General features: G+C 69.7%; 28 protein-coding genes. 12 read left to right on the top strand and 16 right to left on the bottom strand.

Annotated elements, in window-relative coordinates:
• Window positions 1-13 precede the first annotated feature (13 nt).
• Both H6927_10615 and H6927_10610 read left to right on the top strand, forming a co-directional pair.
• Window positions 14-988: a tripartite tricarboxylate transporter substrate binding protein gene (locus H6927_10615; GenBank protein ID MCP5218549.1), complete on the top strand. Its 975-nt coding sequence runs from the start codon at window positions 14-16 to the stop codon at window positions 986-988.
• 217 nt (window positions 989-1,205) lie between these two features.
• On the top strand, window positions 1,206-2,069 hold the full coding sequence (locus H6927_10610; GenBank protein ID MCP5218548.1) for an EamA family transporter: 864 nt from the start codon (window positions 1,206-1,208) through the stop codon (window positions 2,067-2,069).
• A gap of 37 nt (window positions 2,070-2,106) precedes the next feature.
• Here the strand turns inward: H6927_10610 and murB are convergent, their stop codons facing one another.
• On the bottom strand, window positions 2,107-3,159 hold the full coding sequence (murB, locus tag H6927_10605) for a UDP-N-acetylmuramate dehydrogenase (protein MCP5218547.1): 1,053 nt from the start codon (window positions 3,157-3,159) through the stop codon (window positions 2,107-2,109).
• Window positions 3,160-3,202: 43 nt separating this feature from the next.
• Here murB and H6927_10600 point away from each other — a divergent pair, with 43 nt between their 5' ends.
• Entirely contained in the window at window positions 3,203-3,475 is a 273-nt protein-coding gene (locus H6927_10600) for a DUF2164 domain-containing protein (protein MCP5218546.1), read from the top strand.
• A gap of 39 nt (window positions 3,476-3,514) precedes the next feature.
• Window positions 3,515-4,000, top strand: coding sequence for a YajQ family cyclic di-GMP-binding protein (locus tag H6927_10595; GenBank protein ID MCP5218545.1), 486 nt, complete (start codon window positions 3,515-3,517; stop codon window positions 3,998-4,000).
• Window positions 4,001-4,008: 8 nt separating this feature from the next.
• On the opposite strand, the gene H6927_10590 is transcribed toward H6927_10595, so the two are convergent.
• Entirely contained in the window at window positions 4,009-4,443 is a 435-nt protein-coding gene (locus H6927_10590) for a DUF1284 domain-containing protein (GenBank protein ID MCP5218544.1), read from the bottom strand.
• Window positions 4,440-4,949, bottom strand: coding sequence for a biotin transporter BioY (locus H6927_10585; GenBank protein ID MCP5218543.1), 510 nt, complete (start codon window positions 4,947-4,949; stop codon window positions 4,440-4,442). The genes H6927_10590 and H6927_10585 overlap by 4 nt, the downstream gene beginning before the upstream one ends.
• Window positions 4,950-5,166: 217 nt before the next feature.
• On the opposite strand from H6927_10585, the gene H6927_10580 reads away from it, so the two are divergent.
• Complete coding sequence (locus tag H6927_10580; GenBank protein ID MCP5218542.1) at window positions 5,167-6,138, top strand: biotin--[acetyl-CoA-carboxylase] ligase; 972 nt, start codon at window positions 5,167-5,169, stop codon at window positions 6,136-6,138.
• Here the strand turns inward: H6927_10580 and H6927_10575 are convergent, their stop codons facing one another.
• The 5 genes from H6927_10575 to H6927_10555 form a co-directional block, all read right to left on the bottom strand.
• On the bottom strand, window positions 6,139-6,492 hold the full coding sequence (locus H6927_10575) for a RidA family protein (protein MCP5218541.1): 354 nt from the start codon (window positions 6,490-6,492) through the stop codon (window positions 6,139-6,141).
• Window positions 6,489-7,118, bottom strand: coding sequence for a glycerol-3-phosphate 1-O-acyltransferase PlsY (gene plsY, locus H6927_10570; GenBank protein ID MCP5218540.1), 630 nt, complete (start codon window positions 7,116-7,118; stop codon window positions 6,489-6,491). Before plsY ends, H6927_10575 begins: the two co-directional genes overlap by 4 nt.
• 87 nt (window positions 7,119-7,205) lie before the next feature.
• A complete protein-coding gene (locus H6927_10565; GenBank protein ID MCP5218539.1) occupies window positions 7,206-7,703 on the bottom strand; it encodes an aminoacyl-tRNA deacylase in 498 nt (165 codons plus the stop codon).
• Between the two features lie 4 nt (window positions 7,704-7,707).
• A complete protein-coding gene (locus tag H6927_10560; GenBank protein MCP5218538.1) occupies window positions 7,708-8,766 on the bottom strand; it encodes an aldo/keto reductase in 1,059 nt (352 codons plus the stop codon).
• A gap of 316 nt (window positions 8,767-9,082) precedes the next feature.
• Complete coding sequence (locus H6927_10555) at window positions 9,083-10,810, bottom strand: AMP-binding protein (protein ID MCP5218537.1); 1,728 nt, start codon at window positions 10,808-10,810, stop codon at window positions 9,083-9,085.
• A 61-nt stretch (window positions 10,811-10,871) separates the two neighbouring features.
• Here H6927_10555 and H6927_10550 point away from each other — a divergent pair, with 61 nt between their 5' ends.
• From H6927_10550 to H6927_10520, 7 genes are all read left to right on the top strand, one after another.
• Window positions 10,872-11,807, top strand: coding sequence for an alpha/beta hydrolase (locus tag H6927_10550; protein MCP5218536.1), 936 nt, complete (start codon window positions 10,872-10,874; stop codon window positions 11,805-11,807).
• 102 nt (window positions 11,808-11,909) lie between these two features.
• A protein-coding gene (gene prfB, locus H6927_10545) for a peptide chain release factor 2 (GenBank protein MCP5218535.1) occupies window positions 11,910-13,014 on the top strand; the annotation gives its coding sequence in 2 pieces (ribosomal slippage) (window positions 11,910-11,990 and window positions 11,992-13,014; 1,104 coding nt in all).
• A gap of 77 nt (window positions 13,015-13,091) precedes the next feature.
• Window positions 13,092-15,791 carry an aminopeptidase N gene (pepN, locus tag H6927_10540; GenBank protein MCP5218534.1) on the top strand — a complete coding sequence of 900 codons (2,700 nt, stop codon included), beginning with the start codon at window positions 13,092-13,094 and terminating at the stop codon, window positions 15,789-15,791.
• Between the two features lie 3 nt (window positions 15,792-15,794).
• A complete protein-coding gene (locus tag H6927_10535) occupies window positions 15,795-16,814 on the top strand; it encodes a class 1 fructose-bisphosphatase (protein MCP5218533.1) in 1,020 nt (339 codons plus the stop codon).
• A 25-nt stretch (window positions 16,815-16,839) separates the two neighbouring features.
• The gene (locus H6927_10530; protein MCP5218532.1) at window positions 16,840-18,129 is read left to right on the top strand and encodes a chloride channel protein; all 1,290 of its coding nucleotides are present in this window, start codon (window positions 16,840-16,842) and stop codon (window positions 18,127-18,129) included.
• A gap of 105 nt (window positions 18,130-18,234) precedes the next feature.
• Complete coding sequence (locus tag H6927_10525) at window positions 18,235-19,008, top strand: ferredoxin--NADP reductase (protein MCP5218531.1); 774 nt, start codon at window positions 18,235-18,237, stop codon at window positions 19,006-19,008.
• A 91-nt stretch (window positions 19,009-19,099) separates the two neighbouring features.
• Window positions 19,100-19,414, top strand: coding sequence for a hypothetical protein (locus tag H6927_10520; GenBank protein ID MCP5218530.1), 315 nt, complete (start codon window positions 19,100-19,102; stop codon window positions 19,412-19,414).
• A gap of 3 nt (window positions 19,415-19,417) precedes the next feature.
• On the opposite strand, the gene lipA is transcribed toward H6927_10520, so the two are convergent.
• From lipA to H6927_10480, 8 genes are all read right to left on the bottom strand, one after another.
• Entirely contained in the window at window positions 19,418-20,458 is a 1,041-nt protein-coding gene (gene lipA, locus H6927_10515) for a lipoyl synthase (GenBank protein ID MCP5218529.1), read from the bottom strand.
• A gap of 82 nt (window positions 20,459-20,540) precedes the next feature.
• On the bottom strand, window positions 20,541-21,041 hold the full coding sequence (gene coaD, locus H6927_10510; GenBank protein MCP5218528.1) for a pantetheine-phosphate adenylyltransferase: 501 nt from the start codon (window positions 21,039-21,041) through the stop codon (window positions 20,541-20,543).
• A gap of 42 nt (window positions 21,042-21,083) precedes the next feature.
• The gene (gene rsmD, locus H6927_10505; protein MCP5218527.1) at window positions 21,084-21,677 is read right to left on the bottom strand and encodes a 16S rRNA (guanine(966)-N(2))-methyltransferase RsmD; all 594 of its coding nucleotides are present in this window, start codon (window positions 21,675-21,677) and stop codon (window positions 21,084-21,086) included.
• A gap of 30 nt (window positions 21,678-21,707) precedes the next feature.
• Window positions 21,708-23,000, bottom strand: a complete 1,293-nt coding sequence (locus H6927_10500) for a carbohydrate porin (protein ID MCP5218526.1) — start codon at window positions 22,998-23,000, stop codon at window positions 21,708-21,710.
• Between the two features lie 33 nt (window positions 23,001-23,033).
• Window positions 23,034-24,446, bottom strand: a complete 1,413-nt coding sequence (locus H6927_10495; GenBank protein MCP5218525.1) for a 4Fe-4S binding protein — start codon at window positions 24,444-24,446, stop codon at window positions 23,034-23,036.
• Window positions 24,447-24,507: 61 nt separating this feature from the next.
• Entirely contained in the window at window positions 24,508-25,365 is an 858-nt protein-coding gene (locus H6927_10490; GenBank protein ID MCP5218524.1) for an FTR1 family protein, read from the bottom strand.
• Between the two features lie 17 nt (window positions 25,366-25,382).
• On the bottom strand, window positions 25,383-25,721 hold the full coding sequence (locus tag H6927_10485) for a cupredoxin domain-containing protein (GenBank protein ID MCP5218523.1): 339 nt from the start codon (window positions 25,719-25,721) through the stop codon (window positions 25,383-25,385).
• 1 nt (window position 25,722) lies between these two features.
• Window positions 25,723-26,253, bottom strand: a complete 531-nt coding sequence (locus tag H6927_10480; protein MCP5218522.1) for an iron transporter — start codon at window positions 26,251-26,253, stop codon at window positions 25,723-25,725.
• Window positions 26,254-26,280 lie beyond the last annotated feature (27 nt).

Here is a 26,280-nt window from a genome sequence, read left to right as displayed (position 1 = left end):
GGAGCAAGCAACCATGGCCTTCACTCGCCGCTTCCTCGCCCTGGCCGCAGCCTCCGCGCTGTGTGCCGCCATCGTCCCCGCCACGGCGCAAGCCGCCGCTGCCTGGCCGGACAAACCCATCACCTTCATCACGCCTTATCCACCGGGCGGATCGGCAGACATCATCACACGCTTCATCGCCGATCGCGTCTCCAAGCAGGTCGGCAAGCCCATCATCGTCGAAAACAGGGCCGGCGCAGCCGCGACCCTGGGTACCGACTATGCCGCGCGTGCTGCGCCCGATGGCTACACGTTCCTGGTCACGCCCATGGCAACCGTGACCATCGCGCCGTGGTTGCGCAAGCTCAATTATTCCGTCGACAGCTTCGTTCCGGTGGCCAAGCTCGCCTCGTCGTACGGCCTGATCACGACCAGCAAGGACGCCCCGTTTTCCAACTACAAGGAGTTCGTCGCCTCCGCCAAGGCCAGCCCCGGCAAGTATTCCTTTGCCACCAACGGGGTCGGCTCGATCGTTCACCTCTCAGCCGTGCTGTTGCACAAGCAAGCGGGCATCGACGTGTTGCATGTTCCTTACAAGGGCGCCGCCGAATCGATGACCGATCTCATCGGAGGTCGCGTCACGCTGATGTACGACCCCGCCACGGCGCCACGCGTCAAGGACGGCACGCTCAAAGGCCTGGCAACCACGGCAGACGTCCGCAACCCCGAACTGCCGAATATTCCGACGCTCGAGGAACAGGGCTTCAAGCTTCCGTTCTCCGGCAGCTGGTTCGGCATCTTTGCACCCAAGGGCACTTCCGAAGCCATCGTCGGCAAGATGGCCGCTTACGTGAAGCAGGCCCTCGAAATGCCAGGTGTGCGCGAGCAGCTGCAACTCTCGGCGCTGTATCCCGACTTCCAGGATTCGGCCTCCTTCGCCAAGCAGGTTCGCGCGGACTCGGACACCATGCGCGAGGTGATCCAGAAGGAAAACATCAAACTGGATTGATGCCCTTCTGGCTGGCGTTGGCTGAATGGACCGAAGCCAACGCCGAGTCCTCGACCTGCGATGGGCGTTTGAGGTAGGCTTGTCTCCGGCTGCAGGCACCTTTGGCAACCTACCCAACCGCCCATCACGGATGGATTGGCTATTGCCCGTGCAATCCACTTCGCAATAGCTCTTCGTGTCTTTCCACCCCAAGTCGCAACGCACCGCCGCGCTCGCCATGATCGTGGTGATCGGCGTGTGGGCCTACGGCTGGGTGGTGATGAAGCAGGTCACGCCCTACATCGGCCCGTTCGACTTCGTCGCGCTGCGCTTCGCCCTGGCCACCGCCATGCTGTTCGGCGTGATGGTGCTGCGCCGCCAATCGCTCGAGCCACCGCCGCTGGGCCTGACGCTGGCCGTCGGTGCCGCCCAAACGACGGCCTTTCAAAGCCTGGCGCAATGGGCGCTGGCCAGCGGCGGCACCGGGCGGGTGTCGGTGCTGGCCTACACGATGCCGTTCTGGTCGGTGCTGCTGGCCTGGTGGCTGCTGCACGAGCGCCCCGGTGCGCGCCACTGGCTGGGCATCGTGCTGGCCGTGGCCGGCCTGATCTTCATCATCGAGCCCTGGCGGGGGCTGGGCAACTGGCAAAGCGCGGCGCTGGCCGTCGCCAGCGGCGCCTGCTGGGGCCTGGGCACGGTCCTGTCCAAGCGCATGTTCGAGCTGCACCGGCCCTCGCCACTGGCCTTCACCGCCTGGCAGATGCTGCTGGGCACGCTGCTGCTGATCGTGGCGGCATGGCTGATCCCGTCGCGCCCGATCGAGTGGTCCGGCGCGATGGTCTACGGGCTGCTGTACTCGGCCGTGCTGGCCACCAGCCTGGCGTGGACGCTGTGGGCCTTCGTCGTCGAGCGCCTACCCACCACCGTGGCCAGCCTGTCCAGCCTGGGCGTGCCCATCGGCGCGGTCTTGCTGGCCTGGGCACTGCTGCACGAACAACCCAGCGCGACGGAGCGCATCGGCATCGTGCTGATCGTGCTGGGCCTGCTGGTCACCAGCACGGCCGGCGCACACCGCGCGCCGCTGCCCGATCCGCCTGCGTAGCATCGGGGTGGGAGAGCCGTTCGGCCGGTCGCGCCGGCTACATCACCACCGGCTCCGGCTCCAGCCGGATGCCGAAGCGCTCGTACACGCTGGTCTGGATGGCGCGCGCCAGGGTCATCACCTCGCCACCGGTGGCCGGATTCTGGTGCCCGCCTCGATTGATCAGCACCAGGGCCTGCTTGTCGTACACCGCCGCATTGCCCACGCTTTTGCCTTTCCAGCCGCAGGCGTCGATCAGCCAGCCCGCCGCCAGCTTGACGCTGCCGTCGGGCATGGGGTAGTGCACCACGTGCGGGTCGCGGCCGATGATGTCCTGGCACTGCTCGGGCGTGACGGTGGGGTTCTTGAAGAAGCTGCCGGCGTTGCCGATGACGGCCGGGTCGGGCAATTTGGCGCGGCGAATGGCCACGATCCAGTCGAAGATCTGGCGCGCGCCGGGCCGGCGAACGCCCTCCTCGGCCATCCTGCGCTCCAGGTCCAGGTAGCCCAGCACCGGCTGCCACGCGCGGGGCAGCGCAAAACGCACCCGCAGGATCAGCGCGCGGCCGGCCAGGCCGAAACCACCCTCCTGCGCCGCCGTGTGCTTGAAGACCGAGTCGCGGTAGCCAAAGCCGCATTGCGCGGCGTTCAGCGTGAACAATTCGCCCGTGTGCAAGTCGATCGCGTCCAACTCGTGAAAGCGGTCTTGCAGCTCCAGCCCGTAGGCGCCGATGTTCTGCACCGGGCTGGCGCCCACGGTACCGGGGATCAGGGCCAGGTTCTCCAGGCCGGGCAGGCCCTGGTCGAGCGTCCAGGCGACGAAGTCGTGCCAGTTCTCGCCCGCGCCCGCTTCCACGAGGGCGTGGCGGTCGGTTTGCGCCACCACGCGGCGGCCCGGCACCTCGACCTTGAGCACCACGCCCTTGACATCGCCCGTCAGCACGATGTTGCTGCCGCCGCCCAGCACGAAGCGCGGCTGCGCGGCCAGTTTGGCGTCGGCCAGCAGCGCGCGCACGTCGGCCTCGCCGCGCACGGCCAGCAGGTGGGCCGCGCGCGCCATGATGCCGAAGCTGTTGAGCGGCTGCAGGGACACGTTGCGCTGGATGAGCATGGGACAATTGTCGCATCGCCCCCTGCACCAACGCGCCGCTGTCATGCCCATCGAGATCGCCAAGGACGACCGCCAGCAGGCGATCGAATCGCTCATGCGCTACTTTGCCGAGAACATGGACGAGCCGATCGGCAACGTGTCGGCTGGCGCGCTGCTGGGCTTTTTTCTGGAAGAGATTGGCCCGCTGGTGTACAACCAGGCGGTCGCCAATGTGCAGGAGCGATGGCTGACGCGCGTGCAGGATCTGGACTTCGAGGTGCACGAAGACGCGTTTCAATATTGGCGCAAGTTCGATCGCCCCGCCAAAGGGCGCTGAAAACACGGCCTCCCGACATTACAAGACAAGGAATTGACCATGCCCTCTTTCGACACGGTTTGCGACCCCGATATGGTGGAAGTGCGCAACGCGGTGGACAACGCCGCCAAGGAGATCGGCACACGCTTTGACTTCAAAGGCACGAGCGCGGCCATCGAGCTGAAGGACAAGGAAATCACCCTGCTGGGCGATGCCGATTTTCAGTTGCAGCAGGTGGAAGACATTCTGCGCAACAAGCTGACCAAGCGCGGCGTGGACGTGCGCTTTCTGGACAAGGGCACGGTGCAGAAGGTGGGCGGTGACAAGGTCAAGCAGGTCGTCAAGGTGAGAAGCGGCATTGCCAGCGAGGACAGCAAGAAGATCCAGAAGCTGGTGAAGGAAAGCAAGCTCAAGGTGCAGGCCGCCATCCAGGGCGAAGCGGTGCGCGTGACCGGCGCCAAGCGCGACGATTTGCAGGCGGTGATGGCGCTGCTGAAAAAAGAGATGACCGACTTGCCGCTGTCGTTCGACAACTTCAGGGATTGAAGCAACATTCAAGTCGACAGCGCAGGCATACGCACCCCGGCATAGCCCTGGCGCGCCACCTGGGTGCACAGATCGGCCCACTGGCAGTCCACGCAGGCGCCGCGCAGGCGGCCATCGGCAAAGGCGACCCGCAGGCGCGCCAGCAAGGGCGCATCCAGCTGCCAGCCACCGCTGGGGCCCGGCGGCCCCAGCAGGGGCGCCAGCGCCTGCGCCGCCCGCTCGTCGCGCATCGACACACTGGCGCAATGGCAGTGCGCACCGTCACCCTCGTCCGCGCACACCGGCGCGCAGATCGCGTCCGGCCCCGCCGCCAGCGCCACGCCCTCGCCAGCAGCGATGCGCTCGGCCACGGCATCGAAGTTGCGCACGAAGGCGGCGCTGTAGCCTGTGCCGGCGTAGGTCAGCAGGCACAGCAGGTGGTGGGCGCGCAACGCCAGCGTCATGCACGGCGCCGGCACACCCCGTGCCACAGCGCCAGCGAGGCCGCGCCCAGGGCGGACTTGACAACATCACCCACGAGGAAAGGCAGCACGCCGAACTGCCAGCCCTTGTCGGCGCCGATCAGCACCCCCAGCCAGGCGCCACCCACCAGCAGGATCAGCGTGGTGCACAGCAGCATGGCCCAGAACGCGCGCAGGGGCCGCGCGCCATCCCAGCCACGCGCGGCCAGCCAGCCCATCAGCATGGCGGCCAGCGGAAAAGCCAGCAGGTAGCCCGCCGTCTTGCCCATGAACGGTGCCAGGCCGCCCGCACCGCCGGCCAACACCGGCATGCCGACCAGCGCCTGCAGCAACCAGGCCAGCACGGTCAAACCGCCCAGGCACCAGCCATACACGGCGCCCACCATCAGCACGGCAAAGGTCTGCATCGAGACCGGCACGGGCTGCAGCGGAATGCTGACGTAGGACGACGCGGTCAGCACCGCCGTGCCCCCGAGGACGAGCAGCATCTGGCGCTGCCAACTGGGGGCGACGGCGGGACGCAAGGCCAGCGGTGCCGCAACGGGTTGAGTCATGGGGAGACCTCCAATGAAAAGCGGAAGCCGCGAAGTATCCTGGTTGTAAAGCGTATTGTCAACCTATTGAAAATTAATTGGTTTACATCATTACCATATCCAAGACGACACCGCAGGCCGCGGCCATGCCGGGCTGAGGCACACTCCGGCCATGAAACAAGGCTTTTCCGCACAGGACCTGCTGCGGCAGCTGGCCAGTGGCGATGCCGTCTCCGGCGAGGCGCTGGCCGGGCGGCTGGGCATCACGCGGGCGGCCATCTGGAAGCAGATCGCCGCGCTGCGCGCCATGGGCCTGCCGGTGCAGGCACGCACCGGCGCGGGCTACCGCCTGCCCTGGGCCGTTGAGTTGCTGGATGCGCAGGCGATCACCGCCGCGCTCGCACCGCCCGCCGCGCCGGTGCACGTGCACTGGCAACTGGACTCGACGCAGGACGAGCTGGCGCGCATCGCCGCCAGCGCCCCCGACCTCACCGCCGTGCTGGCCGAAAGCCAGAGCGCGGGGCGCGGGCGGCGTGGGCGCGACTGGCATTCGCCCCCCGGCATGGGCCTGATGCTCTCGTGCCTGAAGCGCTTTTCCAGCGGCCCGGCCGCGCTCTCGGGCCTGTCCGTCGCGATGGGCGTGTGCGCCGCGCAGGCGCTCACCAGCATGACCGCCATCCCCGGGCTGCAGCTGAAATGGCCCAACGATCTGGTCGTGTCAGGCCGCAAGCTGGCGGGCATCCTGATCGAGGTGGATGGCGAATACGACGGGCCGTGCGTGGCCCGCATCGGGCTGGGCCTGAACCTGCGCCTGACGCCGGAGCTGCAGCAGCAGGTGCAGCAGCCGGCCACCGACCTGGCCACCGCGTGCGCCGCCGCCCTGCCCGATCGCAACCGGCTGGCGGCCCACCTGATCGATCACCTGCGCACCGGGCTGCGGCGCTTCGAGCGCGAGGGCCTGTCGGCCTTTGCCGACGGCTTTGCACGCCTGGACAGCCTGGCCGGCCAGCCGCTCACCATCCACGGCCCGCAGGGAGCGCAGCACGGTACCGGCCGCGGCATCGACGAGCGCGGCGCGCTGCGCGTGGAGATCGACGGCCGGATCGTCACCGTGCTCGGCGACAAGGTGTCGGTGCGCCGGTAATCAGCGCTGCGCGGCCGTCACCACCATCTCGATCTTCCACGCCGGGTCGGCCAGCGCGGCCTGCACGGTGGCGCGCGGGGGCGCGTGGCCGGGGGCCACCCAGGCGTCCCACACCACGTTCATGCCGCCGATGTCGGCGATGTTGGCCAGGTAGATCTGCACCCGCAGGATGCGGCTCTTGTCGCTGCCGCAGGCGGCCAGGTGCGCGTCGACCTGGGCCAGCACGTCCGCCGTCTGGCTGCGGATGTCGGTGGCGCCGCTTTCGGGCACCATGCCGCCCAGGTGCACGATGCCGTTGAAGACCGAGGCCTCGCTCAGGCGCTGCCCCACGCACAGTCGGGTGATGGTGCTCATGATTTCTTGCTCCCCAGTCTGGATTCGGTACCGGCCAGCAGGCGGCGGATGTTCTCGCGGTGGCGGTAGATCAGCAGCAGCCCCATGGCGCCCATGGCCAGCGCCTTGGCGCCGCTGGCCGTCCAGCCCACGCCGTTGCCCAGCAGGTAGTACGCCGGGGCGAACACCGCCGCCACGATGGAGGCCAGCGACGAGTAGCGAAAGAAGATGGCGATGATCAGCCACGTGGCCAGCGCGGCCACGCCCAGCCAGGGCTCGAAGGCCAGCAGCACGCCGGCGGCGGTGGCCACGCCCTTGCCGCCCTTAAAGCGGAAGAACACCGGCCACAGGTGCCCCAGGAAAGCCGCCACGCCCACCAGCGCCTGCGTGCCTTCGCCCAGGCCATAGTCAGGCCCGAACCACTTGACGAGCATCACCGGCAGCCAGCCCTTGGCGGCGTCCAACAACAAGGTGACGATGGCCGCCGCCTTGGAGCCCGAGCGCAGCACGTTGGTGGCGCCCGGGTTGCCGCTGCCGTAGCTGCGCGGGTCGGCCAGGCCCATGGCGCGGCTGACGATGACGGCAAAGCTCAGCGAGCCGATCAGATAGGCCGCGAGCGTGGCCAGGACGGCGCCCAGGGGGTTCAAGCTTGTTACTCCTCGTTTTGTAGCTGACGGCGCTTCATCAACAAGCGCAGGATGCGCATTTTGCCACCATGCGCAGGCGTGCCGTTGTTACAAATCAATGGCGCACTCGACCGGCCTGGCATGCAGCAGCGCGACGCAAACCTGCGGCTCGATGCCGATCAGGTAGCCGCGCCGCCCGCCGTTCAGGGCGATGCGCGGCAGCTCGAGGATGCTCTTCTCGATGAACACCGGCATGGCACGGCGCGTGCCGAAGGGCGAGGTGCCGCCCACCTGGTAGCCGCTGTGCCGGCTGGCCACCTCGGGCTTGCAGGGCTCGACCGACTTGGCGCCGATCTGCCGCGCCAGGTTCTTGGTGCTGACCTTGCGGTTGCCGTGCATCAGCACGATCAGGGGTTTGGCGTCCTGGTCCTGCATGACGAGGGTCTTGACCACGCTGAAAGGATCGAACCCCAGCACCTCGGCGCTGTGCGTGGCGCCGCCGTGCTCCACGTAGTCGTACGGGTGCTCGGTGAAGGCCACGCCGTGCTGGCGCAACACCGCGGTGGCGGGCGTTTCGCTGACGTGGGCGGTCTTGGCCTTGCCCATGGGGTCACTGCGCCGGGTCGCGCGCGTCGAGCCGGATCCCATCCACCGCCGCCAGCAGCTCGGGCGACAGCGGCACGCTCCAGGCGTCCAGGTTCTCGTCCAGGTGCGCCAGGCTCGTCACGCCGATCAGCGTGCTGGCCACGCGCCAGGAGCGGTAGCAGAAGGCCAGCGCCAGCTGGGTGGGCGTCAGGCCGTGATCGCGCGCCAGCTGGTTGTAGCGCCGCGCGGCGGCCAGCGCGGCGGGCCGGCCCCAGCGCATCTTGCGCTGGCGCTCGTACAGGCTCATGCGGCCCACGGGCGCGCCGGGCCCGGTGAAGCCGCTGGCGTCGTACTTGCCGGTGAGCAGGCCGGCGCCCAGCGGCGAGAAGGCCAGCAGGCCCACGTTCAGGCGGTGGCAGGTCTCGTCCAGCGCGTTGTCCACCGAGCGGTTGATCAGGCAATAGCAGTTCTGCACGCTGGCCACGCGCGGCAGGCCCAGCTGCTCGGCCAGGCGCACGAACTCGTGCACGCCGTAGGGCGTCTCGTTGCTCAGGCCGATGTGGCGCACCTTGCCGGCCTGCACCAGGCGCGCCAGCGCCTGCAACTGCTCCAGGATCGGCGTTTGCGAGTGCTCCTGCGCCGGGTCGTAGTACAGGCGGCCGAAGGCGGGCACCTGGCGCTCGGGCCAGTGGATCTGGTAGAGGTCGATGGCGTCGGTCTGCAGGCGCTTCAGGCTGGCGTGACACGAGGCCTCGATGTCGGCCGCCGTCATGCCGGCGCCGGCGCGAATCCAGGGCGCGTCGCGCGAAGGGCCGGCCACCTTGCTGGCCAGCACGATGCGCTGGCGCATGCCGGGCCGGGCCTTGAGCCAGTGGCCGATGATGGCCTCGGTGCGGCCGTAGGTCTCGGCGCGCGGGGGCACCGAATACATCTCCGCCGTGTCGACGAAGTTGACGCCGCGCTCCACCGCGCGGTCCAGGATGGCATGGGCGTCGCTCTCGCTCACCTGCTCGCCGAAGGTCATGGTACCCAGGCCGATGGGGGTGACGCGCAGGTCGCTGGCGCCCAGGGAAATCGTGTTCATCATGAGCACGAGTTTAGAACGTGTTTACGACCGGTTCATGGTGCCCGTTGCCCCGCAAAGGCAGTGGATGCAAGGCGCAAACCGCAGCCGGGCTGGTGGCCCGGCGAGGATTTGCAACGCCGCAGACGCTGCCTTTGCGGGGCAACCCTTCGGGCAAGGCAGCAAAAAGCCGCACTCGTCGTTGCGCACCTTGTCCAGGCCACCAGCATGGCCTGCGGCGCGCGCCTCGATTGCGGCTTTTTGCTGCCTTGCGGGCACCATGAACCGGTCGTAAACACGTTCTTAGGGCGAAGCCCGCAGCGCCCGCTGCGCACCCCTACACAAGCCCGGCCGCGCGGGCGCGCTCCTCCTCCTGCAGGCGCAGCACGCGCCGCTGCACCTTGCCCGTGGTGGTGGTCGGCAGTTGGTCGATGAACTCGATCTCCTTCGGGTACTCGTAGGGTGCCAGCTTGCCCTTGACGTGCTCCTGCAGGGCGGCGATCAAATTCAGTTCGAATTGGGCTGTAGCCCCCGCCTGCAGAGCGCGGGCAGCTACAAAATCAGGACTGAGCACGACGTAGGCCTTGACCAGCGCGCCGCGCGCGGCGTCGGGCTTGGGCACCACCGCGCAGTTGAGCACCGCCGGGTGCTTGACCAGGCAGTTCTCGATCTCGCCCGGGCCGATGCGGTAGCCCGCGGCCTTGAACACGTCGTCGGCCCGCCCCTGATACCACAGGTAGCCCTCGGCGTCGCGCACCGCCAGGTCGCCCGTGCGCCACCAGTCGCCGCTGAACTTGGCGCGCGTGGCGGCCTCGTTGTTCCAGTAGCCCAGAAAGAAGATCGGGTCGTGGTGGCCGTGGACGTCGGTGCGGCGGACGGCCACCTCGCCGGGCTCGCCCACCGGCACCTGCTCGCCCTTGTCGTCGATCAGCGCCACCAGGTGGCCGGGGTAGCCGCGGCCCATGCTGCCCGGCCTGGCGGGCCAGCCGACACCCGGCAGACGGTGGTCGTTCATGGCACAGTTGCCAACGACGTAATTCACCTCCGTTTGGCCGAACATCTCGTTGACCACCACGCCCAGCTCCTTGCGGCAGTAGGCGAACAACGCATCGCCCACCGCCTCGCCGGCGCTCATCAGGCCTTGCAACTGCAGCGCGTAGCGCGGGCGCGGGTGCGGCACCGCCTTCATCATGGCCTTGAGCGCGGTGGGGAACAAGAAGGCGTGCGTGACGCGGTGGCGCGACAGGATCTCGAACGCCTCGGTCGGATCGAAGCGGCCGTTGTGGGCCACGATGGGGCGGCCGAAGTACAGGGTGGGCAGCAGCGCATCCATCAGCCCCCCGGTCCAGGCCCAGTCCGCCGGGCTCCAGAAGACGGCGCGGCTGGCGCGGCCGGGCGCGGCCGCGTCGAAGCCGAACCAGTTCTGGCTGCACACGAAGCCGGGCAGGTTGCCGATCAGCGCGCGCTGCGGGATGAGCGCGCCCTTGGGCGGACCGGTGGTGCCGCTGGTGTAGATCAGCACGGCCGCGTCGTCGGCCAGCGTGTCGGCGGCGGCAAAGCGCTCGCGCGACCTGGCCAGCAGCGCGTGCCACTCGTGGTCGGCGCGCTCGGCGCCGGCGCCCAGGCCGATCACCGTCTGCAGCGCCAGGCAGGTTTCGCGCGCGGCCAGCAGGTTGGCCAGCGCGCCCTCATCGCAGATCGCCACCGTGGCCGCGGCGTTCTGCAGCCGGTATTCCAGCGCCTCGGGGCCGAACAGCTGCGACAGCGGCATGGCGATGGCGCCCATCTGCAGCACCGCCATGTAGGCCACCGCCGTCTCGAAGCGCTGCGGCATGACGATGGCCACGCGGTCGCCGGTGCGCACGCCCAGGCGCGCCAGGGCGTTGGACAGGCGATTGGCCTGCGCCTGCAGCTGCGCGTACGAGTACGTCACCGGTTTGGCGCCCACGCGGTGCTCGATCACCGCCACCCGCTCGCCGGCGCCCGGCAGCGCCGCCCAGCGCGCCGAGCAGGCCTGCGCGATGTTGAAGTGGCGCGGCACCAGCCAGCGAAAGCCGGCCTGCATGGCCGCGTGGTGGTCGCCAACTTGACCTGCCGTCATCACCGTCTCCTCTAAGATTCGCGCGATGTCCACCTACACCGTCCTCAGGCCCGCGCGCAGCGATTTCGTCCCGCTGCGACTGTACCGCTATCACGTGCTTTCGTGGGGTCAGAAGGGACCCCGCCCGCCCCTGGTGCTGGCGCACGGCTGGATGGACGTGGCCGCCTCCTGGCAGTTCATGGTCGACGCGCTGTCCGACGGCTTCTTCCAGGACCGCCTGATCATCGCGCCCGACTGGCGCGGCTTTGGCCAGAGCAGCGGCCCGGCCTGCGACCACTACGCCTTTGCCGACTACCTGGGCGACCTGGACGCCCTGCTCGACCACCATGCCGGCGACGCCCCGGTCGACCTGGTCGGCCACAGCATGGGCGGCAACGTGGCCATGATGTACGCCGGCGCGCGGCCGCGGCGCGTGCGCCGGCTGGTCAACCTGGAGGGCTTCGGCATGCCCGCCACCCGGCCCGAGCAGGCGCCCGCCCGCTACGCCCGCTGGATGGACGAGATCAAGGCCCTGCAGCGCGGCGAGCAGGACCTTCGGACCTACGACGACGCAGCCGGCGTGGCCGCCCGCCTGATGAAGACCAACCGCCGCCTGCCGCAAGACAAGGCCGACTGGCTGGCGCGCCAGTGGGCCGAGCCGCGCACGGGCGTGGACGGCGCCACGCGCTGGCACATCCGCGGCGACGCCGCCCACCGCGTCACCAGCGCGCAGCTGTTTCGCGTCGACGAGATGCTGGCGCTGTACGCCGCCATCACCGCGCCCACCCTGATGGTGGAGGCCAGCGACGACAGCATGGGCCAGTGGTGGCAGCGCCGCTTCACGCTGGACGAGTTCCACCAGCGCCTGCAGTCGGTGCCCCATTGCCAGCGCCACACCCTGCCCGACTGCGGCCACATGCTGCACCACGACCAGCCCGAGCGGCTGGCGCGCCAGATCGAGGCCTTTCTGGCGCCCGCCTGAGCGGCCCCGCTCCGCGCGGCAGCGCCCGCGCATGCATGGGAAAATACCCGGTTTGGCGCGCCGCACGGGCCCGCGCGCCCCACCCCTGAACATCGAAGCACCATGGACGCAGAACACCTGAACCAGATCGGCACCCAGATCGAAGACCTCCGCGCGCGCACCGCCGAACTCCGGGGGTATCTTTGACTACGATGCCAAAGCCGAACGCCTGAGAACCGTCAACGCCGCGCTGGAAGACCCCGCGGTCTGGAACGACCCCAAGAAGGCCCAGGAGCTGGGCAAGGAAAAGAAGCAGCTCGACGGCGTGGTCCTGGTGCTGGACGAGCTGGCGCGCGAGCTGGCCGATGGCGCCGAGCTGTACGAGCTCAGCCGCGACGAGGGCGACGACGGCGCGCTGCTGGCCATCGAGCAGGACACCAGCCGCCTGCAAAAAACGGTGGAGGAGCTGGAGTTTCGCCGCATGTTCAACCAGCCGGCCGACCCGCTCAACTGCTTCCTGGACATCCAGGCCGGCGCCGGCGGCACCGAGGCCTGCGACTGGGCCAGCATGCTGCTGCGCCAGTACCTGAAGTACGCCGAGCGCAAGGACTTCACCACCACCATCGAGGACGAGACGCCGGGCGACAGCGCGGGCATCAAGGGCGCCACCATCAAGATCGAGGGCGAATACGCCTACGGCCTGCTGCGCACCGAGACCGGCGTGCACCGCCTGGTGCGCAAGAGCCCGTTCGACAGCTCGGGCGGGCGCCACACCAGCTTCGCCAGCGTGTTCGTCTACCCCGAGATCGACGACTCGATCGAGATCGACATCAACCCCGCCGACGTGCGCGTGGACACCTACCGCGCCAGCGGCGCCGGCGGCCAGCACATCAACAAGACCGACTCGGCCGTGCGCCTGACGCACATGCCCACCGGCATCGTGGTGCAATGCCAGGACAGCCGCAGCCAGCACAGCAACCGCGACGTTGCCTGGCGGCGCCTGCGCTCGCGCCTGTACGACCACGAGATGCGCAAGCGCATGGAAGAGCAGCAAAAGCTGGAAGACAGCAAGACCGACGTCGGCTGGGGCCACCAGATCCGCAGCTACGTGCTGGACAACAGCCGCATCAAGGACCTGCGCACCGGCGTCGAGATCAGCAACACGCAGAAGGTGCTGGACGGCGACCTGGACGCCTTCATCGAGGCCAGCCTCAAGCAGGGTGTCTGATTTTTTGAGACAAATCGGGCTGCAGCGCCCATCAACAAAGCGCAAGCAGCTAGCCAAATGATAGTAAAGGATTGAACATGCGTGAAGGACAAACCGCCGTCACCCGGCGCCTGGACTACGCACCGCCCGCGTTCTGGATCGACACCGTCGATCTCACCATCGACCTGGACCCGGCCAAGACCCGCGTGCTCAGCAAGCTGGTGCTGCGCCGCAACCCCGACGTGCCGGCGCAGCCGCTCAAGCTCGACGGCGACGAGCTCAACCTGGCGCGCGTGCTGCTGGACGGCGCCGGCTGCAGCTTCCGCATGGAGGGCCAGCAGCTGGTGCTGGAGAACCTGCCCGAGGGCGACGCGCCCTTCGCGCTGGAGATCTTCACCACCTGCAGCCCCGAGAAGAACAGCAGGCTGATGGGCCTGTTCATGAGCGGGGGCGACTTCTTCACCCAGTGCGAGTCCGAGGGCTTCCGGCGCATCACCTACTTCCTGGACCGCCCGGACGTGATGGCCACCTACACCGTCACCCTGCGCGCCGACAAGAAGCGCTGGCCGGTGCTGCTGTCCAACGGCAACCTCGTCGACGCGGGCGAGCTGGAGGGCGGGCGCCACTTCGCCACCTGGCACGACCCGCACAAGAAGCCCTGCTACCTGTTCGCCGTGGTGGCCGGCAACCTGGTGGCGCGCGAGCAGCGCATCACCACGCGCTCGGGCAGCAACCATCTGCTGCAGGTCTGGGTGCGCCCGGGCGACCTGGACCAGACCGAGCACGCCATGAACGCGCTGGTGCACTCGGTGCTGTGGGACGAATGGCGCTTCGGCCTCAAGCTCGACCTGGAGCGCTTCATGGTGGTGGCCACCAGCGACTTCAACTTCGGCGCCATGGAGAACAAGGGCCTGAACATCTTCAACAGCAAGTACGTGCTGGCCAAGCCCGCCACCGCCACCGACGCCGACTTCGAGGCCATCGAGGGCGTGATCGGGCACGAGTACTTCCACAACTGGACGGGCGACCGCGTCACCTGCCGCGACTGGTTCCAGCTCTCGCTCAAGGAAGGCCTGACGGTCTTTCGCGACCAGAGCTTCAGCATGGACATGGCCGGCACCGCCAGCGCGCGCGCGGTCAAGCGCATCGGCGACGTCATCACCCTGCGCACCGTGCAGTTCGCCGAGGACGCCGGCCCCATGGCCCACCCGGTGCGCCCCGACGAATACCTGGAGATCACCAACTTCTACACCACCACCATCTACGAAAAGGGCGCCGAGGTGGTGCGCATGGTCGAGACCCTGCTGGGGCGCGAGGGCTTTCGCCAGGGGCTGGATCTGTACTTCCAGCGCCACGACGGCCACGCCGTCACCTGCGACGACTTCATCCAGGCCATGGCCGACGCCAACCCCGCCAGCGCGCTGGCCGAGCGGCTGGCGCAGTTCAAGCTCTGGTACAGCCAGGCCGGCACGCCCGTCGTCACCGCGCAGGGGCACTGGGACGCCGCCGCGCAGACCTACACCCTGCAGCTGTCGCAAAGCTGCCCGCCCACGCCCGGCCAGCCCGACAAGCAGCCCATGCTGATCCCGCTGCGCCTGGGCCTGGTGGGCGCCGACGGGCGCGACGTGCCGCTGAACCTGCAGGCTGGCGCGCTGCTGCATGGCGACGTCGCCGTGCTGCACCAGCCCACGGCCACGCTGGTGTTCACCGGCGTCGCGCAAGAGCCCGTGCCCTCGCTGCTGCGCGGCTTCTCGGCCCCCGTCAAGCTGCAGATGGATGCTACGGCCGAGCAGCTGATGCACCGCCTGGCGCACGACAGCGACCCCTTCAACCGCTGGGAAGCCGGCCAGCAGCTGGCGCTGCGCGTGGCGCTGGCGCAGCTGGCCGCCGGTGGCGACGTGGCCGCGGCCCCCCTCGACGACGCCCACCTGGCCGCCCTGCGCGCCGTGCTGCGCGAGCCGGCCCTGGACGCCGCCTTCAAGGCCTTGGCCCTGGGCCTGCCGGGCGAAAGCTACATCGCCGACCAGTTGCCCGGCAACGTCGATCCGCAGCGCATCCACGCCGTGCGGGACGCCATGCGCCGCCAACTCGCCAGCGCCCTGCGCGCCGACTGGCAATGGGCCTGGGAGCACCACCACGACACCGGCGCCTACGCGCCCGACCCGGTCTCCAGCGGCCGCCGCGCCCTGGCCGGCCAGGCCCTGGCCATGCTGTGCCTGGCCGCCGAGGGCGACGCCGTGTGGCCCGGCAAGGCCTACCAGCGCGTGAAGGACGCCGGCAACATGACCGACCGCGAGAACGCCCTGCAGGCCCTGCTGGGCTGCGGCCACCCGCTGGCGGCGCGCGCGCTGGAGCTGTTCTACGCGCGCCTGCGCCACGAGGCGCTGGTGGTCGACAAGTGGTTCGCCCTGCAGGCGCGCGCGCCCGACGTCGCCGGCAGCGCCCTGCCCGCCGTGCGCCGGCTGATGCAGCACCCCGACTTCACGCTGAAGAACCCCAACCGCGCGCGCAGCCTGCTGTTCGGCTACTGCAGCGGCAACCCGGCGGGCTTTCACCGTGCCGACGGCGCCGGCTACGCCTTCTGGGCCGAGCAGGTGCTGGCGCTTGACGCCATCAACCCGCAGGTGGCCTCGCGCCTGGCCCGCACCCTGGACGCCTGGGCGCGCCTGGCCGAGCCCTGGCGCGGCGCCGCGCGCGAGGCCATCGCCCGCGTGGCGGCCCAGCCCAGGCTGTCCAACGACGTGCGCGAGGTGGTCACGCGCGCCCTCGCCGATCAACCCGCACCCACCAACGCCTGAGCCATGACGCAACCCCGCATCTCCCTCACCCGCCACCTGGTCGAAAAGCAGCGCGTGGGCGGCCACATCCCGGGCCAGCTGCGCCTGCTGCTGGAGGTGGTGGCGCGCGCCTGCAAGAGCATCAGCCACGCCGTCAACAAGGGCGCCCTGGGCGGCGTGCTGGGCACGGCCGGCAGCGAGAACGTGCAGGGCGAGGTGCAGAAAAAGCTGGACATCATCGCCAACGAGGTGCTGATCGAGGCTAACGAATGGGGCGGCCACCTGGCGGCCATGGCCAGCGAGGAGATGGAAGCCATCCACGTGGTGCCCAACCGCTACCCCAAGGGCGAATACCTGCTGCTGTTCGACCCGCTGGACGGCTCCAGCAACATCGACGTCAACGTCAGCATCGGCACCATCTTCAGCGTGCTGAAGATGCCCGAGGACGACCGTGGCGTGGAGGAAGCCGACTTCCTGCAGCCCGGCAGCCACCAGGTCGCGGCCGGCTACTGCGTCTACGGCCCGCAGACCACGCTGGTGCTGACCGTGGGCGACGGGGTGGACATGTTCACGCTCGACCGCGAGCAGGGCAGCTTCATCCTCACGCAGGAAAGCCTGCGCATTCCCGAGGACACGCAGGAGTTCGCCATCAACATGAGCAACATGCGCCACTGGGCGCCGCCGGTGCGCCGCTACATCGACGAATGCCTGGCCGGCAAGGAAGGCCCGCGCGGCAAGAACTTCAACATGCGCTGGGTGGCCTCCATGGTGGCCGACGTGCACCGCATCCTGATGCGCGGCGGCATCTTCATGTACCCCTGGGACGCGCGCGAGCCGGCCAAGCCCGGCAAGCTGCGCCTGATGTACGAGGCCAACCCCATGAGCTGGCTGATCGAGCAGGCCGGCGGCGCGGCCACCAACGGCCACCAGCGCATCCTGGACGTGAAGCCGCGGCAACTGCACGAGCGCGTGAGCGTGATTCTGGGCGCCAGGAACGAGGTCGAGCGCGTGACGCGCTACCACCACGAGGCCGCGCCCCGGTAAACCCGCCGCCACCGGGCTCCGCCTCATGCCCACCCCCGTGGACCGCGCCGTCCGCACGCCCGTCCTGTGGCTGTACGCGGTGCTCACCGGCCTGCTGGCCGTGGCCGTCACCAGCGGCTTTCGCGCCCTGATCGGCGCGGTGGAATGGCTCAGCACCGGCCACACCGGCAGCCTGGTCGAGGCCGCGCGCCTGCTGCCGCCCTGGCAGCGCGCGCTGATCGGCACCGTGGGCGGCGCGCTGGCCGGCCTGGTACTGGCCTATGGCAACCGCTGGGCCGCGCGCGATGCGCAGGGCGGGCGCTACACCGACTACCTGGCGGCCGCGCGCGCCGGCGCGGTCGATTTGAACGACCGCAGCACCTGGGTGCGCAGCGTGTCGGCGCTGCTGTCGGTGGGCAGCGGCGCCTCCATCGGGCGCGAGGGGCCGATGATCCAGCTGTCGGCCTGGCTGGCCTCGCGCCTGGCGCGCGCCGTCGCGCTGTCGCCCGAGCAGCGCCAGGTGCTGCTGATCTGCGGCATCGCCTGCGGCATCGGCTCGGTCTATCACGCGCCGATCGCCGGCGTGGTGTTCGTGCTGGAGCTGGCGCTGGGCTTTCTGTCGGCGCCCATGGTGGCGCCGGTGCTGATGGCCGCCGCCACCGCCGGCATCGTCAACCACACGCTGATCGACCCGGCGCCGCTGTACGCCATGCCCGCGGTGCCGCTGGAGTCCAGCAACCTGGGCCTGGCGCTGGCCGCCGGCCTGGTGTGCGGCGGCATGGGCTGGCTGATGCTGGACTGGGTCGACCGCCTGCGCGGCGCGTTCAAGCGCATCGACTCGCTGGCGCTGCGCCTGGGCCTGGGCGGGCTGCTGGCGGGCAGCCTGTCGGCCTTCGTGCCCGAGGTCTGGGGCAACGGCTTCAGCACCATCTCGCACCTGCTCAACGGCCAGATCCTGTGGCCCTGGGTGCTGGTCATCCTGGCCGCCAAGTTTGCCGCCACGCTGTTCAACACCGGCTCGGGCGCCGTCGGCGGCATGTTCACGCCCACCCTGTTCGTGGGCGCCACCACCGGCTTCTCGCTGGCGCAGATCGCCGGCCACTGGCTGCCGCCCGAGGCCGTGGGCGACCCGCTGACGCTGGCGGTGATCGGCATGTCGGCCATGCTCAGCGCCGTCACCCACGCGCCGCTGATGGCCATCGTGATGGTGCTGGAGATGACCAACCAGTTTCAGCTGACGGTGCCCGTCATGCTGGCCTGCGGCGTGGCGCACGCCATCAGCACGCAGTTCGGCACCCAGCCCATGTACGGCAACCCCATCGAAGCAAGGCATTGACCACCGCCGGCCTGAGCCGCCCCATGGGGGGCGGGCGTCGGCATCTCGGGCAAAATATGCTGCATCGCAGCAATTCGCGGCGCCCGCGCGCCCACCGTCGTCTTCATGGCCGCCTTTGACGAAGAACAAGTCCTCTCGGTGCACCACTGGACCGATCGCCTGTTTTCCTTCACCACCACGCGCAGCCCCAGCCTGCGCTTTTCCAACGGCCACTTCACCATGATCGGCCTGAAGGTGAACGACAAGCCCCTGCTGCGGGCGTACTCCATCGTCAGCCCCAACTACGAGGAGCAGCTGGAGTTCCTCAGCATCAAGGTGCCCGACGGCCCGCTCACCAGCCGCCTGCAGCACATCCAGCCGGGCGACAAGGTGCTGGTCGGCCACAAGCCCACCGGCACCCTGCTGATCGACTACCTGCTGCCCGGCAAGCGCCTGTACCTGCTGGGCACCGGCACCGGCCTGGCGCCGTTCATGAGCATCATCCGCGACCCCGAGACCTACGAGCGCTTCGAGCAGGTCGTGCTGGTGCACGGCTGCCGGCTGGTGAGCGAACTGGCCTACCGCGACTACATCACGCAGGAGCTGCCCCGGCACGAATTCCTGGGCGAGCTGGTCAGCCAGCAGCTCAAGTACTACCCCACCGTGACGCGCGAGCCCTTCGCCACCCAGGGCCGCATTCCCGACCTCATTGAAAGCGGCCGCATGGCCAAGGACCTGGGCCTGCCCGAGCTCGATGCGCGTCTGGACCGCGTGATGCTGTGCGGCAGCCCCGAGATGCTCAAGTCCATCAAGGCCGTGCTGGAAGCGCGCGGCTTCGAGGAAGGCAACACCACCACGCCGGGCGACTTCGTGGTCGAGCGGGCGTTTGTCGAACAGTGAACATTTGAATGAAACCGGCCTGTAGCCAGCGTCAATCAAGCCAAGGCAGCTATTTCATCGATAGCAAACCGGCGTTTTGAAAGGGCCCACGATGATGCGCAGCTTCGACGACTCCCATGGCCGCCACTGGCAGGCCGCCCTGCTCGAAGCGTCCTACGGCAACGTGATGCTGGTGCTCAGCCCCATGGACGGCACCGAGGTGGTGCAGCACCTGCTGGGCTCGGACAACCTGGCCGATGCCGAGGCAGAGCTTGCCGCGCTGGACGATGCCGCCCTCGCCGCCCTGCTGGCCGAGGCCAGGCCCTGGGACCACGAGGCGGGCGTGGAGCGCGCCAAGGCGCTTCATGCCACCGGCGCCAAGCTGGCCGAGCCGGTGCGCAGCATCACGCGGCGCAAGGACAGCTGACCGTCAGCAGCGCAGCGCCGCCGCGGCCGACTCGCGGATGCCGCTCAGCGCCTCGTCCAGGCCCACGTTGTTGTGCTCCAGCACGCGCTCGGCGCGGTAGCTGGAGCGCACCAGCGGGCCCGACACCACCTCCAGAAAGCCCTTGCCCAGGGCCAGCTCGCGGTATTTCTGAAATTCGTCGGGCGTGACGAAGCGCTCCACCGGCAGGTGGTTCTTGGTGGGGCGCATGTACTGGCCCATGGTCACCACGTCCACGTCGGCGGCGCGCATGTCGTCGAGCGCCTGCTCGATCTCGCCGTCGGTCTCGCCCAGGCCCAGCATCAGGCTGGTCTTGGACACTGTCTGCGGCGCGTAGCCCTTGGCGAACTTGAGCACGCCCAGCGTGGTCTCGTAGCCGGCGCGCGCGTCGCGCACCGGGTGCGTCAGGCGCTTGACGGTTTCCAGGTTCTGCGCGTAGGTGGCCAGGCCCGCATCCAGCACCTGGGCCACCAGATCGTGCTTGCCCTGAAAGTCGGGCGTGAGCGCCTCCACCGCCGTGTCGGGCATGCGGGCGTGGATGGCGCTGATGCAGGCGGCGTAGTGGCCCGCGCCCAGGTCGGTCAGGTCGTCGCGGTCGACCGAGGTCAGCACCACGTAGCGCAGGCCCATCAGCGCCACCGCGTCGGCCACGTTGGCCGGCTCGTCGGCGTCCAGCCAGCCGTGCGGGTTGCCGGTATTGACCGAGCAGAACTTGCAGGCGCGCGTGCACACCGAGCCCATCAGCATCAGCGTGGCAGTGCCGCGGCCCCAGCACTCGGCGATGTTGGGGCACTTGGATTCGGAACACACCGTGGCCAGCTTGTGCGAGCGCACGATGTCCATGATCTCCTGGAACTTTGCCCCCGTCGGCAGGCGCACGCGCAGCCAGTCGGGCTTGCGGCCCACGTCGGGCAGTTCGGTCAGCGCACTGGGCTTGATGCCGTCCATCACCGCGCGCGTACCTTCGGGCGTGACGAACTTGGTGCCCGACTCGGGGCGGCGGCGGTTGATGGAAATTTCGCTCATGCGCAGGCCTGGTTGGCGGGCCGGGCACATGCACGGCCCCAAGCCGCTGATTTTATCGGCGCCGCCTGTCAGGGACAGCCAATCAGGGCTTTTGCCCGACCTGCTTGCGCTCCATCAGCCGCTGCCACACGTGCGGCGAGGTGAACTGCGCCACGTCGCCGCCCAGCAGGGCGATCTCGCGCACCAGGGTGCTGCTGACGAACTGGTAGCGCCCGCTGGGGGTGAGAAACACGCTCTCCACCTCGGGCGCGAGCTTGCTGTTCATGCCGGCCAGCTGAAATTCGTAGTCGAAGTCCGACACCGCCCGCAGGCCGCGCACCATGGCCTTGCCGCCCTTGGCGCGCACGTAGTGGCTCAGCAGGCCGTCGAAGGCCTCGGCGCGCACGTCGGGCCACTTGGCCACCGACTCCTGCACCATCGCCAGGCGCTCGTCGAGCGTGAACAGCGTCTTCTTGTGGTGGGCCACGGCCACCGCGACGATGACCTCGTCGAACAGCTCGCGGGCGCGGCGGACGATGTCCTCATGCCCCAGCGTGATGGGGTCGAACGTGCCGGGGTAGACGGCGATGACGTGTCGGCTCATGGGTGTGTCTCTCCATCGGGCGGCCCGCCCGGACGGCGCCGATTATGCGCAAGTCGGCACCAGCAGGTGCGCGTGCACGGCGCCGGCCTTCATATGCCGGTGCGGAGCCAGCCCGGCACTGGCCAGCGCCGCGGCGTCCCAGGTTGCAGGCGCCTCCAGGTAGACGAAGCCCGTCGGGCGCACGGCGCGCGCGGCGGCGGCCAGGGCGGGCGCAAACAGCGCCTGGGCGTCGAACGGCGGATCGAGCAGCACCAGGTCGGCGCTACCGGCCGGGCGCGCCGCCAGCGCGGCCACGCCGTCGCCCCGGCGCACCTGCACCGCCTGCGCCTGCAACCGCTCCTTGAGCACCTGCAACTGCCGCGCCAGGCCCGCGTCCTGCTCCACCAGCAGCACCTCGGCCGCCCCGCGCGAGGCGGCCTCCAGCCCCAGCGCGCCGGTGCCGGCAAAGGCGTCGATGCAGCGCCAGCCGGTCAAGTCCTGCCCCAGCCAGTTGAACAGCGTCTCGCGCACGCGGTCGGGCGTGGGGCGCAGGCCGGGCCGGTCGGCCACCGGCAGCGGCGTGCGGCGCCATTGGCCGCCGATGATGCGCACCTGGCACGGCGGGCCGGCGGGGCGGGCTGGATGAGGCTTGGGCATGGCCCGATTGTGCTCAAGCCCGACGCCGGTTCAAAAAACGATGCTGGTGCGCAGGCCGAGCATCAAGGCGTTGGGAATGCGCTGGGCAGCGCCGAGCCCACCGGGGCGGATCACATACTGCAGGTCGGCCTGCACCTGCCACCACGGTTTGATCGGGTAGCGGTAGGTGGCTTCGACAAAGGTCTCGCGGCCCCCGCTCGACGCACACGCGCAGCGGCTGAGGCGCGCCTGGCCCACGCCCAGCGCCAGCACGTCGGCGGCGCGTTCTTCGAACGGGCCGTTGAAGGCCAGGCCCGCATTGGCGCTGAAGTCCACCCGGTTGCGGTCGCCCGGCGCCGCCATGGCGCGGGCAAACACCCCCACATTGCGCGCGCCCTGGCGCCACAGCATCTGGTCGGCCATGGCATACAGGCTGTGGTTGCCCCGGTGCTGCAGCGCCACGCCGTTGCTGGCCGGGTCGGCCAGCGAGCGGCCCGCACTGTCCAGGCGCGGGTCGTCGAAGCGCCCGGTATGGACCCAGGCACCGACCTTGTAGGTACCGGGCAGGCCATCGTCGGCGTCGGCCGGGCGCTGGTATTGCAGCTCGGCGATCCACAGCGCCTGGCCCGTGGGCACCAAGCGCATGCCGTGACGGTCAATCCATGCCGGGTGCTCTTCGTCGCGGCCCACGGGCGAGCCGTCGAACACCCCCGCCAGCAGCGTCAGCCGCTCGCCGGGCTGCACCCGCAGGCGTGCGCCCAGCGAGGCCAGCGGATACGCTGGCCCGCCCGCGGGCAGGTCGATCGAGGGCAGTGCCGCCCAGCCGAACATGGCGTTGGGCAGGCTCGACGCGTATTCGCTGGTCATGAACTCCTGGTCGGCCGCCAGCTTGCCCACGCGCAGCTCGGCCTTGCCGTCGGCCCAGGACTGCTGCGCCCACAGCTCCCACAGCCGGGTGGCCGGCTTGGCCTCGATGTTGCTGACCGTCTGCAGCCCGCCCACGTTGTCCTGGGTGAAGCTGGCACGCCGGCCGTGGATGTTGAGCGCGCTGAGATAGAACGAGCCGCCGCTCCAGCCCCAGGCCTTGTCGCCATCGCCGGCCAGCGTCAGCTGCGTCAGGCCGGTGTAGGCGCTGCCGCGCTGCAGGCCGCCCGACACCAGGCGCGTGAGCTGGCTGGTCTCCTGCAGGCCCAGGGTCAGGCCCGCGCGCTCCAGGCTGGGGCGCAACCCGCCCATGTCGCCCAGCAGGGTTTCATGCGCCTCCTCGTCGTGCTCCGGCTGCGTGTCGGCCCACGCGGCCCCCAGCCCCAGCGCGGCGCCCACGCACAGGGCCGCGGCCCTCACCCATCCCCTCATCTCCGGCCTCCCACCCGCGCCTTACCAGCGCACAAAGAACAGCACCCAGGCCCAGCAAAACGGCAGCAGGCCCAGCGCCACCAGGCCCACGGCCGCCAGGCGGCGCAGCGGCGCGGCGGTGCGCAGGCCGGCCAGCCGCCATTCGAAGCGCAGGCTCCAGGCCAGCGCCAGCCCCAGCAGGGCAAAACGCAGGGCGTTGGCCCAGCCGGTGTAAACGCCCTCGTGCTGCAGCAGGGTCAGCGTGGTGGCCGTCAGGCCCAGGAACACGCCGATGCCCGCCGTCGGGATCAACCCCTGCGCCAGCTTGTGCACGCCCGCCAGCGGCCCGCCCAGGGGCTGGCTAGTGCCGCAGGCGCGCAGCCCGCGCGGACGCGGCAGCACGCGGTCGGCCGCCCACAGGCCGGCAAACACCGCGCCGCCAACGATGGCCGTAGCACCGGCGATGAACAGCAAAATCACCGCGCCGTCCAGCCAGCTGAAGCTGTCGTTGACCTCGGGGTAATGCGTCAGCACGAACCAGGGCGCGTTGTCGGCCAGCGGCCAGTACACGTCGTGCTCCACCAGCATGGTGGCGATGGCCTGCTTGAGGGTGACGAACCAGGGGCTGGCGCTCCACAGGAAGGCACCCACCGCCAGGCCCATCAGGCCGAACACGATCAGCGCCGTCTCCCAGCCGGTGCCGGGGGCCACGCCGACGATCTCGGCCTCGGGCGAGCGCGGCTGCAGCGCGATGGCGCCGCGGTAGTCGCTGCAGCGCCCGCACATGTGGCATTCGGCCGCGCCCTCCATGGTGCGCAGCGGCAGCAGCGGCGCGCAGTTGATGGCCTCGGTGCGGCGCTCGGCCGCGCGCCAGGCCTGGGCGTCGACCGCGTAGTGCCAGGGCGCCAGCCGCGCCAGCAGGTTGAACACGCCATTGACCGGACACAGGTACTTGCACCACACGCGCTTGTTGCGCCCGTACAGCCAGCCGACGGCCATGGCCGCCAGGGTGGAGCCGCCCAGCACGGCCGCCGCGGCCCAGGGGTATTGGTAGACGCTGACGAGCTGGCCGTACACGGTGGTCAGGCTGAAGGCCACCACCGGCCAGCCGCCCCAGCGCATCCAGCGCGGGATGGCGCCGCCGCGGCCGTGCCGGCTGGCCCATTCGGTGAGCGCGCCCTCGGGGCAGAACAGGCCGCACCAGGCGCGGCCCAGCAGCGGGATGGACACCAGCACGAAGGGCCACCACAGGCCCCAGAAGGCGAACTGCGCGACGAGGGTGAGGTTGTTGAACACGCTGGCGGCGCGGTCTGGCAGCGGCAGCGCCGCCGGAATGAGCAGCAGCGCCAGGTAGATGCCGACGATGAGCCACTGCAGGCGCCGCACGGCGCGCTGGTGATCGCGCAGGAAGTCGCCCACGCGCGCCACGCGCCCGCGAAAGGTGGCCGGGCGCAGCAGCGGGGGAGCGGGATGAACGATAACCGCCAAGGTGGATGCTTTCCGAAAAAAGTTCTGCTCAGCCCGCCACGTGGCCCCCGCCCGTCACCGCATGCGGCGCCGGGGCATGGGAGGAGCGGCGCAGCAGCCACGCCACGACGGCCCAGTAGGCCAGCCAGATCAGCAGCTGCGACAGCGCCGGCGTGGCGCGGTAGCCGGCAAAGTCGGCCAGCAGCTTGCCCAGGCCGGCGCCGGTGTCCAGCAGCGCGCTGCTGTCCCACACCGGGTCCATCAGCGTGGGCAGCGCGCCCAGCGCGATCAGGCGGTCGCACGCGCCCACCAGCAGGCCGCCGGCCAGCAGCAGCAGCAACACTTCAGTCAGCTGAAAAAAGCGCCGCCAGGTGATGACCTTGCCGCCCAGCTGCAGCAGCCAGAAGGTGGCCAGCGCCACGGCAAAGCCGCCCAGCCCCGCCAGCACCGCCGCGCCCGCGCCGCCGTGCTGCTGCGAGGACAGCACGCTGCCGTACAGGAACACCACGGTCTCGCTGCCCTCGCGCGCCACCGCCACCATCACCAGCACCAGCAGGCCCCACCAGTGGCCGCTGTCCACCTGCTGCGCGGCGCTGGCCTGCAGCTCGCGCTTCAGGCCGCGGCCGTGGCGGCGCATCCACACCACCATCTGCACCACCAGCGCGCTGGCGGCCAGGGCCATGATGGCCTGGAACCATTCGGGCCCATCGCCCGGCAGCCAGGCCGCCAGACCCAGCAGCGCCAGCGCCAGCGCGCAAGCCAGCAACAGGCCGGCGCCCACGCCGGCCCACAGCCAGGGCAGGCCGCGCCGGCCCTCGGGTTCGCTGCGCAGCCAGGCGTACAGAATGCCGACCACCAGCAGGGCTTCGACGCTTTCGCGCCAGACGATGAAGGCGATTTCACCCATGGATCGTCACTCCGGGATCATTGGCCCTTGACCACCAGCATCCCCTTGGCCTGGGGATGGAAGTCGTCGAAGAACGGGTATTCGCCCGGCCGCGACAGCGTGAGCACGACGAACGAGGTGACGCCCGGCGCCAGCACTTTTTCGACGCGCAGCGGCAGGCTCTCGAACTCCATCGCCTGCGTGCTCTGGTTGACCAGCACGATCTTGAAGCGCCCCGGCGCCACCTCCAGCCGGGGCGGGTCGAAGCGGCCGTCGGCGGTGAAGGTCAGCGTGTGCGTGGGCAGCTCGGCGCGTGCGGCCGACAGTGGCATCAGGCAGGCCGCCGCCACGGCCAGCAGTCCCCAGACTCGGCGCATGTCAATACCCGCCTTTCTTGCCCGTGCCCGCGTAGACGAAGTCGTACTGCACCTCGAACGGCTTGAACCACGGCGCCACGCCGGTTTCCTTGTCCACGTGGCGGCCGAAGTGCTGGCTGGGCGCGGCGATGCTCAGCGTCAGCCTGTACTTGCCCGGCCCCTGCAGCTTGACGTTGTCGCCGTAGTGCGGCCCGTCGTTGGCCACCATGGGCATCAGCTCGCCCTGCGCCGGCTTGTCGCTGCCCTGCTTTTGCAGCGTGTAGCGCACGCTCAGATACGGCGCCCAGGCGCCTTCGGCCAGGCCGTTCTTGTTGTCGGCCGTGGCGTGGATGTCGGCCTCCAGGTGAATGTCGGAGTCCCGGGCCGCGCGCATCATGCCCGGCGGGTCCATCTCGATGGGCTGCAGGTAGACGGCACCCACCTCCAGCCCGTTCACGCTGCGGGGCTTGCCGATGGGGTATTCGGCCGCCAGCGCCGAGGCGGCCAGGGCCATGCCGGCCAGTGCGGTGATAAGAGCGCGCGTCAGGGTCATGATCAAGGCGAATGAGAATGATTATCA

Source organism: Burkholderiaceae bacterium (genome assembly GCA_024235995.1).
Lineage (GTDB): Bacteria > Pseudomonadota > Gammaproteobacteria > Burkholderiales > Burkholderiaceae_C > Ottowia.
This window is presented reverse-complemented; position numbering and strand designations above follow the sequence as displayed.

Excerpts from the sequence above, each read along its gene's own strand:
- rsmD (MCP5218527.1), bottom strand. The coding sequence starts at position 21,677 with ATGCCCAAGCCTCATCCAGCCCGCCCCGCCGGCCCGCCGTGCCAGGTG.
- pepN (MCP5218534.1), top strand. The coding sequence starts at position 13,092 with ATGCGTGAAGGACAAACCGCCGTCACCCGGCGCCTGGACTACGCACCG.
- H6927_10525 (MCP5218531.1), top strand. The coding sequence starts at position 18,235 with ATGGCCGCCTTTGACGAAGAACAAGTCCTCTCGGTGCACCACTGGACC.
- H6927_10560 (MCP5218538.1), bottom strand. The coding sequence starts at position 8,766 with ATGAACACGATTTCCCTGGGCGCCAGCGACCTGCGCGTCACCCCCATC.
- H6927_10550 (MCP5218536.1), top strand. The coding sequence starts at position 10,872 with ATGTCCACCTACACCGTCCTCAGGCCCGCGCGCAGCGATTTCGTCCCG.
- H6927_10480 (MCP5218522.1), bottom strand. The coding sequence starts at position 26,253 with ATGACCCTGACGCGCGCTCTTATCACCGCACTGGCCGGCATGGCCCTG.
- H6927_10520 (MCP5218530.1), top strand. The coding sequence starts at position 19,100 with ATGATGCGCAGCTTCGACGACTCCCATGGCCGCCACTGGCAGGCCGCC.
- lipA (MCP5218529.1), bottom strand. The coding sequence starts at position 20,458 with ATGAGCGAAATTTCCATCAACCGCCGCCGCCCCGAGTCGGGCACCAAG.
- coaD (MCP5218528.1), bottom strand. The coding sequence starts at position 21,041 with ATGAGCCGACACGTCATCGCCGTCTACCCCGGCACGTTCGACCCCATC.
- H6927_10600 (MCP5218546.1), top strand. The coding sequence starts at position 3,203 with ATGCCCATCGAGATCGCCAAGGACGACCGCCAGCAGGCGATCGAATCG.
- H6927_10595 (MCP5218545.1), top strand. The coding sequence starts at position 3,515 with ATGCCCTCTTTCGACACGGTTTGCGACCCCGATATGGTGGAAGTGCGC.
- murB (MCP5218547.1), bottom strand. The coding sequence starts at position 3,159 with ATGCTCATCCAGCGCAACGTGTCCCTGCAGCCGCTCAACAGCTTCGGC.
- H6927_10575 (MCP5218541.1), bottom strand. The coding sequence starts at position 6,492 with ATGAGCACCATCACCCGACTGTGCGTGGGGCAGCGCCTGAGCGAGGCC.
- H6927_10485 (MCP5218523.1), bottom strand. The coding sequence starts at position 25,721 with ATGCGCCGAGTCTGGGGACTGCTGGCCGTGGCGGCGGCCTGCCTGATG.
- H6927_10530 (MCP5218532.1), top strand. The coding sequence starts at position 16,840 with ATGCCCACCCCCGTGGACCGCGCCGTCCGCACGCCCGTCCTGTGGCTG.
- H6927_10585 (MCP5218543.1), bottom strand. The coding sequence starts at position 4,949 with ATGCTGCTCGTCCTCGGGGGCACGGCGGTGCTGACCGCGTCGTCCTAC.
- H6927_10610 (MCP5218548.1), top strand. The coding sequence starts at position 1,206 with ATGATCGTGGTGATCGGCGTGTGGGCCTACGGCTGGGTGGTGATGAAG.
- H6927_10565 (MCP5218539.1), bottom strand. The coding sequence starts at position 7,703 with ATGGGCAAGGCCAAGACCGCCCACGTCAGCGAAACGCCCGCCACCGCG.
- H6927_10590 (MCP5218544.1), bottom strand. The coding sequence starts at position 4,443 with ATGACGCTGGCGTTGCGCGCCCACCACCTGCTGTGCCTGCTGACCTAC.
- H6927_10555 (MCP5218537.1), bottom strand. The coding sequence starts at position 10,810 with ATGCAGGCCGGCTTTCGCTGGCTGGTGCCGCGCCACTTCAACATCGCG.
- H6927_10535 (MCP5218533.1), top strand. The coding sequence starts at position 15,795 with ATGACGCAACCCCGCATCTCCCTCACCCGCCACCTGGTCGAAAAGCAG.
- H6927_10580 (MCP5218542.1), top strand. The coding sequence starts at position 5,167 with ATGAAACAAGGCTTTTCCGCACAGGACCTGCTGCGGCAGCTGGCCAGT.
- H6927_10490 (MCP5218524.1), bottom strand. The coding sequence starts at position 25,365 with ATGGGTGAAATCGCCTTCATCGTCTGGCGCGAAAGCGTCGAAGCCCTG.
- H6927_10615 (MCP5218549.1), top strand. The coding sequence starts at position 14 with ATGGCCTTCACTCGCCGCTTCCTCGCCCTGGCCGCAGCCTCCGCGCTG.